The organism is Klebsiella michiganensis (assembly GCF_002925905.1).
In the GTDB taxonomy this organism is placed as follows: Bacteria; Pseudomonadota; Gammaproteobacteria; order Enterobacterales; family Enterobacteriaceae; genus Klebsiella; species Klebsiella michiganensis.
Window position 1 is genome coordinate 271,422 of the sequence record NZ_PRDB01000008.1, and the last position, 11,698, is coordinate 283,119.

Annotated in this window: 10 protein-coding genes; 4 read left to right on the forward strand and 6 right to left on the reverse strand. The window is 57.8% G+C overall.

All coding sequences use genetic code 11. From position 1 onward, the window contains the following. Positions 1-164: 164 nt before the first annotated feature. The 6 genes from CDA56_RS18335 to CDA56_RS18360 all read right to left on the reverse strand — a co-directional run bounded on the left by CDA56_RS18335 (position 165) and on the right by CDA56_RS18360 (position 7,428). Positions 165-2,402, reverse strand: coding sequence for a TonB-dependent receptor (locus tag CDA56_RS18335; protein ID WP_103814638.1), 2,238 nt, complete (start codon positions 2,400-2,402; stop codon positions 165-167). A 342-nt stretch (positions 2,403-2,744) separates the two neighbouring features. After that, a complete protein-coding gene (locus CDA56_RS18340; protein ID WP_014228266.1) occupies positions 2,745-3,698 on the reverse strand; it encodes an aldo/keto reductase in 954 nt (317 codons plus the stop codon). A gap of 131 nt (positions 3,699-3,829) precedes the next feature. After that, positions 3,830-4,606, reverse strand: a complete 777-nt coding sequence (locus CDA56_RS18345) for an ABC transporter substrate-binding protein (protein ID WP_004848539.1) — start codon at positions 4,604-4,606, stop codon at positions 3,830-3,832. Positions 4,607-4,625: 19 nt separating this feature from the next. Further along, the gene (locus tag CDA56_RS18350; RefSeq protein ID WP_103814641.1) at positions 4,626-5,804 is read right to left on the reverse strand and encodes a M20 aminoacylase family protein; all 1,179 of its coding nucleotides are present in this window, start codon (positions 5,802-5,804) and stop codon (positions 4,626-4,628) included. 441 nt (positions 5,805-6,245) lie between these two features. Beyond that, complete coding sequence (locus CDA56_RS18355; RefSeq protein WP_014228264.1) at positions 6,246-6,728, reverse strand: RcnB family protein; 483 nt, start codon at positions 6,726-6,728, stop codon at positions 6,246-6,248. A gap of 307 nt (positions 6,729-7,035) precedes the next feature. After that, a complete protein-coding gene (locus CDA56_RS18360; protein ID WP_004130158.1) occupies positions 7,036-7,428 on the reverse strand; it encodes a hypothetical protein in 393 nt (130 codons plus the stop codon). Between the two features lie 274 nt (positions 7,429-7,702). Between CDA56_RS18360 and CDA56_RS18370 the strand changes: the two genes are divergently transcribed. The 4 genes from CDA56_RS18370 to CDA56_RS18385 form a co-directional block, all read left to right on the forward strand. Beyond that, entirely contained in the window at positions 7,703-8,821 is a 1,119-nt protein-coding gene (locus tag CDA56_RS18370; protein WP_103814643.1) for an ABC transporter substrate-binding protein, read from the forward strand. A gap of 6 nt (positions 8,822-8,827) precedes the next feature. Then, on the forward strand, positions 8,828-9,910 hold the full coding sequence (locus tag CDA56_RS18375; RefSeq protein WP_032748538.1) for a FecCD family ABC transporter permease: 1,083 nt from the start codon (positions 8,828-8,830) through the stop codon (positions 9,908-9,910). After that, positions 9,907-10,698, forward strand: a complete 792-nt coding sequence (locus CDA56_RS18380) for an ABC transporter ATP-binding protein (RefSeq protein WP_025107094.1) — start codon at positions 9,907-9,909, stop codon at positions 10,696-10,698. Before CDA56_RS18375 ends, CDA56_RS18380 begins: the two co-directional genes overlap by 4 nt. A gap of 281 nt (positions 10,699-10,979) precedes the next feature. Next, positions 10,980-11,698 (forward strand): aminoimidazole riboside kinase (locus CDA56_RS18385; RefSeq protein WP_104011388.1); only part of this gene is annotated, 719 nt, incomplete at its 3' end.

Below are 11,698 nucleotides of genomic sequence, written 5' to 3' on the forward strand. Positions count from 1 at the left end.
TACTGGAGTAAGCTCCTGGGGATTCCCTGCGTCGCCGCCTTCCTGCAACTCGAATTATTTAGGGTATAAAATCGTCATACTTCAAGCCGCAGATGCCCTGGCTTTATACATTCATTGATTTATTACAACCGGCGAGCCGCCCTGCCCGCTCCTGCGGTTTTGCCTTAAAATTCGTAGCCGACCGAAACCTTGAACGTGCGCGGTTCGCCGCGGAACAGATAGGTTCCGCTGTCGTCTGCGCCGGACCAGTAGTTCTCATCCGTCACGTTATCGACGCCCGCGCGTACCGTCATCTGATTCTGGTTCTCGTTAAGCGCCAGACGATAGCGCACGCCGAGATCCAGGGTCGTGAAGCTATCAATCTTCTTGCTGTTCGCCTGGTCGGCATACTGCGAACCCGAGTGATTGAGGCGTGCGGTGGCGGTCAGGCCGTCGATAGGTTTGATGTCATACTCTGCGCCAAGCACCGCGTAGAAGCCCGGTACGCCGATGGCCGTTTTACCATCATTGACGCCATCCTTGGTTTTCGACAGTTCGGCTTTCAGCCAGGTCGCGCTGGCGTTAAGGCGCAGGCCGTACAGCGGTTCGCCGAAAACGTTAAATTCCACGCCGCGATTGCGCTGCTCGCCGTTAAGGCCATAGCGTTTCTGGCTATCCAGGAAGGCGGAAGGCATTTTAATTTCAAACAGCGCCAGCGAGCCGCCAATGCGGCCAAAATCCGCCTTCATCCCGACTTCGTTTTGTTTTGAGTGAATAATTCCGACGCTTTCCCCATAGTTAGCGGCGGAGGTTGGCGCATTGCTGCCCGGCTGCAGGGCTTCGGTATGGTTAGCGTATAAAGAGAGAACCTGCCACGGCTTATAGACCACGCCATAGGTCGGCATCCAGCGGCTATCGTCATACGCATCGCTTTGCAGGCCGGTGACTTTATCGTAGTTGCGCACCACCACTTTTTGATGACGGGCGCCGACGGTGAACAGCAGCGTATCGTCCAGCACGCCGAGGGTGTCGCTCAGCAGCCAGCCCTGGGAACGGGTGCGGCCGCTGGTGAGCGGATCGCCATAGTCGCCGCCGAATGATGCGTTCGCCGGGGGCGCAACCGGACGGGTATCGTAGATATTCACCAGCGGATTATCCGCCGCCTTCGACATCCGCCACGCGGTTTTGTCGTTCTGGGTTTTCGCCGAATAGCCGACGTTGACCTTGTGCGACACAAAACCGGTGGCGAATTCGCCGCGTATCCCGGCCATGCCGCTGGCGGTATCCATATAGCGGTTGGTGTCCAGGCGCCCCGCCGTGGCGTTGCCCGCCCGGTCAATCAGCTTCGAGGCGCTATAGAGACCGATTTCATGGGCATGCTGCGCCCCCAGAGCGGCGTAGGCGGTCCATTTATCGACAATGTCGTATTCCATTCTCAGCATACCGAACTCATTTTCGATATCGCTGTAAGCCCATTTTTGCGTGTAGTTGTGGGTGTTATCCGGCAGGCGCGGAATAAAATCGACGCCCGAAATGTTGATGCCCATCGGGCTACCGTGGAAGGTTTTTTTCTGATAGCCAAAGTCAAACGAGCTGCGCATCCGTTCGCCGCGATAATCGAGCCCTATGGAGGCCAGCGTGGTTCTGCGCTTATCACTCTCCACCGCCGCCTCGCCTTCGCGGTGCACCAGATTCACCCGCGCGCCGAACTGGTTGTCGTCGCCAAAGCGGCGGCCCAAATCCAGCGTACCGCCGACCTGAGAATCCGAGGTATAGTCGACGCCCACGCGGGCGGTCGGGGTATCTTCCGCGCGCTTAGGCTCCAGGTTGATCATCCCGCCGACGCCGGAGCTGGCCGCACCGTTAAGCAGAGCGTTGGCGCCTTTAAAAATTTCGACCCGCTCAAGCATGGCGGTATCCACCACCTGACGCGGCACCACGCCCGCCAGCCCGCTCAGGGTCATATCATCGCCGTCAAATTTAAGGCCGCGAATGCGGTAGGTCTCGGCGTAGTTACCGTAGCCCTGCACCGGCTGAACCCCGGCATCGTTGCTGACCACATCGGCGATGGTTTTCGCCTGCTGATCCTCGATAAGCTTCGAGGTATAGCCGATGATGCTAAACGGAACGTCCATCGCGTTTTGTTCGCCGAGCATCCCGAGACGGCCGCCGTTGGCTATCTGACCATCGAGATAGGCGGGCACTATCAAATCGCCGCCGGCTTTAAAATCGCTGGCGGATGCGGCCTGAACGACCATCGTTTCTTCGCTTTTCTGGCGTTCGGCGACGTTTTCCGCCGCCGTTGCCGAATGGGAGATTGCGCCAACGGTTAACGCCAGTAGCGTTTTCCGCAGCGGGAAAGCCGGTGCGGCGCAGCCGCTTAAGTTGGCAGAGACGGCCAGCGCCGGGAGAGTGCGTTTCATAAGATCAGTCCTGAACAAAATCAACGATCCGATAGTGACTCCGCCGCCGAAATTCGCGTTTCCGGTCTTGCGCCTGTGAGCCCCATCCAGTGCCTTCGCCGTTTCCCTGTGAGCCCGCGACGTACGCAGGTTATCTCCTGACAAAACCGCAAACAAGAAGAAGAATGAGAACTATACGCATTATCTTATCGTAATCAAGCCTGGCTTTTGCCGTCTGGAAAAACGTTTCATTTTTCGCTGAAAGGGATTCGCCGCAGAGGTTTGGGCGAAAGGTGAGGAAGCGCGCGCAGCAAAACGCGGAGAGACAAAAGGCCGGAACCCGACAGGCTCCGGCCTCAATCACTACGCGCTGGCGGTATCCAGACGCGCCAGCTGCCCGGCGCTCAGGCTCAGCGCGGCGGCGCGAGCAAAGCTCTCCACCTGAGCGAGGCTGGTGGCGCTGGCGATGGGCGCCGTCACGCCGTCGCGGCTCATCAGCCAGGCCAGCGCGACTTCGGCAGGTTTAGCGCCGCTTTGCTCCGCCACTTCAACCAGGGTATCGACAATACGCAGCCCGCGAGGATTGAGATATTTGCCGATACCGCCCCCGCGCTGGCTTTGCGCCAGGTCGGACTGCTGGCGGTATTTGCCGGTCAGGAAGCCGGACGCCAGGCTGTAGTAGGTCACCACGCCGATATCGCGGCTGATGCACAGGTCGCAGAGCGCGCCCTCAAAAGCCGAGCGATGATAAAGATTGTATTCCGGCTGCAGCACCTGCCAGGCCGGCAGGCCGCTTTTACGCGACACCTCCAGCGCGCCTGAAAGCTGCTGCGCATCGAGGTTCGAGGCGCCCATGGCGCGGATTTTCCCCGCCTGCTGTAGGGCGTGGAAGGCGTCGAGGGTTTCGGCGACCGGCGTTTCCGGGTCCGGCCAGTGGGCGAAATAGAGGTCAATATAATCGGTATTCAGGCGTCGCAGGGAGTCGTCCACCGCCTGCTGGATCCAGGCTTTTTTCAACCCTTTATGACCGGGAAGGCCTAAATCGGAACCCACTTTGGTGAAGAGCTTTACCTTATCGCGCATGCCTGGCCGCGCCTGTAGCCAGCGGCCGATAATGGTTTCAGACTCGCCGCCCTGGTTGCCATCCGCCCAGCGGGAGTAGACATCCGCCGTGTCGATAGCATCGAAGCCGTGGTCTATAAACGCATCAAGAATGGCAAAACTGGTTTTTTCATCGATGGTCCAGCCAAAAACGTTACCGCCAAACACCAGCGGGGCGATGGAAAATCCGGTTTTGCCCAAGGGACGTGTCATCATGCCGTTCACTCCTTATCGCTTATATTCAGTATCCTTCGGAACGCCGTGAGGGCCAGAAAAGGACAATTACGGGATAGTAAGAAAAGGAAGCTTGAAGCGGGCTATCCGTGCCCGCTGAATGCATAACAACATTATGTCCCGGAATAGACGTCAAAGCTAAAATATTTCCCGGCTAACTTTTTATAGGTGCCGTCGGCGAGAATAGTGGCAATCGCGCCGTTTATCTCCTGGCGCAGAGCATCGTCCTCTTTGCGCAGGCCAATCGCCGCGCCGGCGCCGAACAGCTTGTCGTCCTTCAGGTGGCCGCCAACGAAGGCAAAATCTTTACCCTGCGGCTGCTGCAGGAAGCTGTAGTCGGCCATCATCCCGGAAAGCACCGCGCCGTCAATACGCCCGGACTCCAGATCCTGAACCACGCGATCCGCCCCCTGATAGGCGACGATATTGATCCCGGCCGTGCGCCAGTGCTGGTTAACGTAAGTCTCCTGCGCCGAGCCCTGCTCTACGCCGATGGTTTTGCCCTTCAGCTGCTCGACGGTATTCCCGGCCAGGGTGTTTTTACGCGCCACGAGGAACACCGGGCCGTTGTACAGCTTGTCGCTAAAGCCGATCTGCTCTTTACGCTTCTCGGTCATATACATGCCGGAGAGGATCGCGTCGAACTTACGCGCCTTCAGCGCCGGAATAATGCCGTCGAAGTTGCTTTCCACCCACACGCACTTCGCCTGCAGCTGGGCGCAAATCGCGTTGCCGAGGTCAATATCAAAACCCGCCAGCTTACCCTGCGGATCTTTCCATTCAAACGGCGCGAAAGTCGGATCGACGCCAAAGCGAATTTCCTTATTTTCTGCGGCCAGGGCTGAAGTTGAGGCCATCAGCGCGACCCACAGCAGAAGAGATTTTTTCATTATTTACGGACTCCAGAGATCAACGGCAGTGTGTTTCAACTAACCGGGCGAACAGCGTCGCGCCGGTAGAAATAATGTCATCATTAAAGTCATAGCCGGGGTTGTGCACCATACAGCTGCCCTTCCCGCCTTTCTCGCCATTGCCCAGCAGGAAGTAGCAGCCGGGGCGCTGCTGGAGCATAAAGGCGAAATCTTCGCTGGCGTTCATCGGCGAAATGGATTCCAGCACGCCCTCCTTGCCAAAGACGTCCAGCGCCAGCGCTTTGGCGAATTCGGTCTCTTCGACGCTGTTGGTCAGTACCGGATAGGAGTCAAAAACCGCTACCTCGCTGCTGGCGCCGTAGCTTTTGGCGGTAAAATCAGCGAGCTCCTTGATCCGCGTAATCAGCAGGTCGCGAATTTCCGGCTTCATCGCCCGCACGCTCAGCTCCATCACCACGTTCTCAGGGATGACGTTGGAGGCGATACCCGCCTGGAAGGTGCCGACGCTCACCACCGCGGTTTCGCCCGGCGGTACGTTACGCGCAACGATGCTTTGCAGATTCATCACCAGCGCCGCGCCGGTAACAATGGGATCGACGGTGCGCTCGGGGTGCGCGCCGTGGCCGCCGTAGCCGGTAATGGTGATTTTTACCGTATCCGCCGAGGCCATAAAATTCCCGGCGTAAAAGCCGATTTTCCCCACCGGCAGGCCCGGCATATTATGCAGGCCGAAGATGCGCTCGCAGGGAAAGCGCTCAAACAGGCCGTCTTTGATCATTAAATCCGCGCCGCCGATCGCTTCTTCCGCGGGCTGGAAAATCAGGTGTACCGTGCCGTTGAACTGGCAGGCCGGCGAGGCGATATATTTCGCCGCCGCCAGCAGAATGGTAGTGTGGCCGTCGTGGCCGCAGGCGTGCATTTTTCCGGCCACGGTGCTGGCCCACGGGAGATCGGTCGCTTCGAAAATCGGCAGCGCGTCCATGTCGGCGCGCAGGCCGATAGTACGCGGCGAATCGCCCTTGCTTAACGTTCCTACCACCCCGGTTTTCGCCAGCCCGCGGGTCACCGTATAGCCCCACTCGGTCAGTTTTCCGGCCACCAGCTCGCTGGTATTAAACTCTTCCAGGCTTAATTCCGGATGGGCGTGCAAATAATGACGGATCGCAATCATTTCATCTTCGGTGGCTTTAATTTCAGGAATTACACAGTCGGTCATGCCGGTCTCCGGGATATAGAATCAGGTGCTAAGCTTTAATAACTTAACGTGCTAAGGGTTTATTGCAAGCAGGATTTCTTATTCCGCGCGGGGTTTTCATCTGATTTATTCATAGCGATTTAACGGCGAAGCGGACGAGTTTTACTATCACCTGAACCAGGAAACGTCTTACATTCTCTGCCTTTTATTAATCATGAAGCACAATACTCATTTATAAAGCCTAAATAAGCAGATAAAACATCAAAGAAGAGGCGCAAGGATGATATTTTCAACTTTGCGGTTTTTAAGCGGATTTGATGTGAGAACAGGGGCGGGTGGGCAGTGCCCAATAGCGCCAGGCTGGCCGGACTACCGTCCCTCAGACGCGGGGAAATCGGTAGCGCGAACAGGTGCACAGCACCGCCTCCGGAGGAGGCGGTTGCGAGGTTAAAGCAGAAAAGGTTAGTGGCTCAGCGCGCCGTTAATCAGGATCGACGTAATAATCCCGGTCGCGGCGGCAATCAGCACATAGTTACCGTCAATATAGGACCAGTGCTGCCCGTGCGGCGGTGCCGGTAATCCGCGATCGTTCCAGTCGTTTATCCGGTAATCATTGCCGCGATAACGTTCCGGAGCCGGCTGACCTTTGCGAAAATCATGGCCGTTCCACGCGAAATGGTCCCGCTCATGGCGCTCCTGATGAGAGTTACCCTGCGGCCCCTTGTCACCGCGCGACGGGCCACGGTTATCGTCGTTACCCTGATGATTGTTGGCCTGCGGCCCCTTGCCCGGCCCCTGCTGACGGTTGCCGTCCGGGCCGCCGCGGCCGGCGTCTTGCTGCCAGACCTGCTGCTGACCGTGGTTGTTGCCGCCAGGACCATCCGCCCAGGAGACGGAAGTCAAAGCACAAGATAGAATAATCGCCAGTGAAAGAATCTTTTTCATAATACACCTCCTGATATATTTCCTTTGTACCGGGAAAATGTGGAGGAATAGTGAGTAACAATATAACCAGGACAATTCCTGGCTTATACCTTTCATCTTTTAAGGCGCATGTCCTGGCTGGATGCATTCCCCCGTTCACCTGGCGACCGGTGCTCCCGGGGACTTATGAACCTGCCGCCGCAGTGCGGCTAAAAATTCAGGGAGAGAGCATTATAACGTTTTAAAAATATTATCCCGACGCTGAACAAAGCGCACCAAATAACAAAAAAGGCCGCTTTCGCGACCTTTTTTAGAAAATAGCCAGAGATTACTCAGTGACTTTGGTTTTTAGCTCTTCGGCACCCTGCTTGGTTTTATCCCAGCCTTCTTTGCTGACCTCTTTGGTCTTATTCCAGCCTTTTTCGGTGCCTTCTTTGGTCGCGTTCCAGCCCTTCTCAGTTCCTTCTTTGGTCTTATTCCAGGTTTTCTGCGCGCCTTCGCTGACTTCGCTGCCTACGCTGTCGCTTTTGCCTTCTGCCGCGTGTTTGGCTTTCAGCTGCTGCTCTTCACCCTGGTGCTGGGCCTCGTGCAGTTTTTCTTTCGCGGTATTCGCCCCTTCATGGGCCGCCGCGACGGTATCGTCGGTTGCGTGTGTCGTTGTTGCAGCAAAAACAGGAGCTGCTACCAGAATCGCAGATAACGCAATCATTGCTTTTTTCATAATGTCCTCTCTCGCTAACGAACTTAATGTTATGAGTCGCATTTAGCATGGCACAAGATTTTACCGTCTGGCTTTAGGGATTGTTCTTAAAACTGATTTCGGACTTTTCTATCGACTTTTGGTCTGCCGCGTCCCGCTTCTGAATGCGCGAATAAATTCCAACAAATTTGTTACATTTTAAGTCATTTGCCGTTGATATACTTGCCGTTTATGTTTACACGAGAATAATTCTCAGAATCATTATATTTATAAATTAGCAAACGGAACGCATATTATGGCAAGAAAATCAGTAGGTTCGTTCATCCTTACTGCCCTGATTTCCACTCCTCTCTGTAGCTTTGCCGCGCAATATCCGCTCACCGTCACCGATCTCGTCGGCCGCGCGATTACGCTCCAGCATGAGCCACAGCGCATTATCCTGCAGGATGGTCGCGATATTATGGCCATGGCCCTGCTCGACCGCGACAACCCCTTCAGGCGCGTCGTGGCATGGAATAACCTGGCCAGAAAACAGGACATCAATACCTGGAAAATGCTGCAAGAGAAGTGGCCGCAATCCGCTCAGATCCTCGATATGGGCTTTAGCGATAAGGGCAACGTTGACCTTGAGAGCGTCATTTCCCGCCAGCCGGACCTGATGATCGCCCAGCTTCGCGCGAAGCCCGCGCTGGAGGAGAGCGGTGTCATCAGCAAGCTCAGCGCGCTGAATATTCCCGTGCTGTTCGTCGATTATGAAATCAACCCCGGCAAAGACACCGCCCCGAGTATCGATCTGCTGGGGAAAGTCCTTAACCGTGAAGAAAACGCCAAAGCCTATACCGACTATTACCGTCAGCAGCTGGACGCCATCCGCCAGAAAACCGCGAACATCACGCCGAAGGCTAACGTTTTTGTCGAGGCGCTGGCGGGTAATAGCGATGCCTGCTGCTTTACCCACGGCCACAACGGCTGGGGCGGTCTGGTCGAAGCCGTCGGCGCGAACAATATCGGCTCGCAGCTGCTGCCGGGCGCTTCCGGCTTTGTGTCGCTGGAAAAAGTGATTAGCATGAAGCCGGATGCCTATATTATGACCGGTTCAAAACGCGGGAATAGCCAGGTGCTGCCGCTCGGTTTACAGGCCGATCCCCAGGAGGTCAATCGTCAGGCGGAGCGGCTGCTGTCGCGCACCGGCGTGAGCAACATCCCGACGATTGAAGCAAAACGCGCTTACGGCATTTACCACCACTTCTACAACCATCCGTGGAATATCGTCGGGATGGCGTATCTGGCGAAGGATATCTATCCCCAGACCTTCAGCGACCTCAACCCTGACGATAGCTGGCACTACATTGTCCGTCATTTCACCACCCTTCCCGATCTGCCGTTTGTTTTTTCCTGGCAACAAGGTGAGTAATTAGCCATGAGTCTCTCTCCTGAATCCGATATCGTCGCGTTCGGCGTCGATAGCCGTGACGTAATGGCAAACTACCGTCACATTGTGCGCCGCCGCGCCATCATGCTGCTGCTGCTGACGCTGTTGATTGTCGCCTCGCTGCTGCTCGACTTCGTGATGGGGCCATCCGGCCTGTCGCTGCAGGCGCTTTGGCAAACCCTTACCGACCCGGCCAGCGCCAGCGCCGGGACGCGGGCGATCGTCTGGGATATCCGCATGCCCTATGCGCTGATGGCGATCGTCGTCGGCCTGGCTCTCGGCCTCGCCGGGGCGGAAATGCAGACCATCCTTAACAATCCGCTGGCGAGCCCGTTTACGCTCGGCGTCTCCTCGGCGGCGGCATTCGGCGCGGCGCTGGCTATCGTGCTGGGGATAGGGATTCCCGGCATTCCCGGCCAGTGGTTTGTCTCGGCCAACGCTTTTATCTTCGCCCTGCTGGCGGCGCTGCTTCTGGACGGCATTACGCGCTGGACCCAGGTCGCCACCTCCGGCGTCATTCTGTTCGGGATCGCGCTGGTGTTTACCTTCAATGCGCTGGTCTCGATGCTGCAGTTTGTCGCCAACGAAGATACCCTCCAGGGGCTGGTGTTCTGGACGATGGGCAGCATTGACCGCGCTTCATGGCAAAAGGTGGGGATCCTGCTTGCGATACTGGCGGTCGTCATGCCGCTATCAATGCGCAGCGCGTGGAAGCTGACCGCGCTGCGCCTCGGCGAGGACCGGGCCGTCAGCTTCGGCATCAACGTGCGCCGCCTGCGCCTGACCACCCTGCTGCGCATCAGCGTTCTGTCGGCGATTTCGGTGGCGTTCGTTGGCCCAATCGGTTTTATCGGCCTGGTGGCGCCGCATATCGCCAGGCTGGTTTTCGGCGAAGATCACCGCTTTTACCTGCCGGCCAGCGCGTTAATCGGCGCCCTCGTCCTGTCGCTGGCTTCGGTTGCGGCAAAAAACCTGATTCCCGGCGCAGTGATTCCGGTGGGCATCGTCACCTCGCTGGTGGGGGTGCCTTTTTTCCTGAGCATTATTTTGCGCCATCGGGGGCACGTATGAGCCATGTTGTATCCGGACTGGCGCTGACCCATTTCAGCGCCGGTTATCCCAGACGTCAGGTGATTCGCGACCTGACGGTACCGCGGCTGCAGCGCGGTAAAATCACCGCGCTGCTCGGCCCCAACGGCAGCGGGAAATCCACCCTGATGCGGGCGATGGCCGGGCTGGGGCCGTCCGCGGGCGAGCTGTCGCTGGACGGTGAGAATCTGCTTGCCCTCCCCTTTGCCCGGCGTGCGGAAAAAGTGGTCTACCTGCCGCAGACGCTGCCCGCCGGCGTGCACTTGCGGGTGCTGGAGTCGATTATTGTCGCTCAACGCGCCGCCGGAGGAGCGCACAGCCCGGAAAATCAGGCACAGGTGATGTCTCTGCTGCGCCAGCTAGGCATTGAACATCTGGCGCTGAGCTACCTCGACCGGCTATCCGGCGGGCAGAAGCAGCTCGTCGGCCTGGCGCAATCGCTTATCCGTCAGCCAGCCCTGCTGCTGCTGGATGAGCCCCTTAGCGCGCTGGATTTAAACTATCAGTTCCACGTGATGGATCTGGTGCGTGAGGAGACGCAGAGGCGCAACATCATCACGCTGGTGGTGGTTCACGACATCAATATCGCCCTGCGCCACGCGGATCACGTGCTGATGTTGAAAGAGGGACAACTGCTGGGGGACGGCGCGCCGGCCGAGGTGATTACCCCGCAGGCTCTGGCGGCGGTTTACGGCGTGCGCGGGCGCATCGAGCCCTGTTCTCAGGGGGTGATGCAGGTGATTATCGACGGTCTGGCGGCGGGGGCTTAAGCGGCTGCGGCGTTGAACATCAAGCCCTGAGATCCCCTCTCTCCAGGGCTTTTCCGGAGGCGGCGCGCTGCGCCTCTCCGGCCTACCGCGTTATGCCGCCATCTCGCCCGCCGCCACCGTAAGCCCCTCCCGCCTGGCCGAATCATCGCTCTTTTGCTAACCAGCTCACGTTTTTATGTCCTGATTGGCACTTTTCCGCCCGTGACGTTCCCCTCATTCTGTCGCTATGCTTTAATGTGCTAAACCGGTTTAATTAAGTTTAGCTATGGAGAATTTTCAACATGAATGCAAAAGTTTGGGTTCTGGGAGACGCGGTAGTGGACCTGCTGCCGGAGAGCGAAGGCCGCCTGCTGCGCTGCCCCGGCGGCGCCCCGGCTAACGTGGCGGTCGGTATCGCCCGCCTTGGCGGCGACAGCGGATTTATCGGCCGCGTCGGCGACGATCCGTTTGGCCGCTTTATGCGCCATACCCTGCAACAGGAGCAGGTCGACGTCAGCCATATGCGCCTCGACGGCCAGCACCGTACCTCCACCGTGGTGGTCGACCTTGACGATCAGGGGGAACGTACCTTTACCTTTATGGTGCGCCCCAGCGCGGACCTGTTTCTGGCGGAAGAAGACCTGCCGCAGTTTACCGCCAACCAGTGGCTGCACGTCTGCTCCATCGCGCTCAGCGCCGAGCCCAGCCGCAGCACCACCTTCTCGGCGATGGAAAGCATCAAACATGCCGGCGGCCGGGTCAGCTTTGACCCCAATATCCGCCCGGACCTCTGGCAGGATCAGGAGCTGCTGCACGCCTGCCTCGATCGCGCCCTGCGCATGGCCAACGTGGTGAAGCTGTCGGAAGAGGAGCTGGTATTCATCAGCGGCAGTGATGATTTAGCCTACGGAATCGCCAGCGTGACCGAACGCTATCAGCCTGAACTGCTGCTGGTGACCCAGGGCAAAGCCGGCGTACTTGCCGCCTTTCAGCAGCAGTTTACCCATTTCAGCGCCAAGCC

Excerpts from the sequence above, each read along its gene's own strand:
- CDA56_RS18335 (WP_103814638.1), bottom strand. The coding sequence starts at position 2,402 with ATGAAACGCACTCTCCCGGCGCTGGCCGTCTCTGCCAACTTAAGCGGC.
- CDA56_RS18370 (WP_103814643.1), top strand. The coding sequence starts at position 7,703 with ATGGCAAGAAAATCAGTAGGTTCGTTCATCCTTACTGCCCTGATTTCC.
- CDA56_RS18380 (WP_025107094.1), top strand. The coding sequence starts at position 9,907 with ATGAGCCATGTTGTATCCGGACTGGCGCTGACCCATTTCAGCGCCGGT.
- CDA56_RS18340 (WP_014228266.1), bottom strand. The coding sequence starts at position 3,698 with ATGATGACACGTCCCTTGGGCAAAACCGGATTTTCCATCGCCCCGCTG.
- CDA56_RS18375 (WP_032748538.1), top strand. The coding sequence starts at position 8,828 with ATGAGTCTCTCTCCTGAATCCGATATCGTCGCGTTCGGCGTCGATAGC.
- CDA56_RS18355 (WP_014228264.1), bottom strand. The coding sequence starts at position 6,728 with ATGAAAAAGATTCTTTCACTGGCGATTATTCTATCTTGTGCTTTGACT.
- CDA56_RS18350 (WP_103814641.1), bottom strand. The coding sequence starts at position 5,804 with ATGACCGACTGTGTAATTCCTGAAATTAAAGCCACCGAAGATGAAATG.
- CDA56_RS18360 (WP_004130158.1), bottom strand. The coding sequence starts at position 7,428 with ATGAAAAAAGCAATGATTGCGTTATCTGCGATTCTGGTAGCAGCTCCT.
- CDA56_RS18345 (WP_004848539.1), bottom strand. The coding sequence starts at position 4,606 with ATGAAAAAATCTCTTCTGCTGTGGGTCGCGCTGATGGCCTCAACTTCA.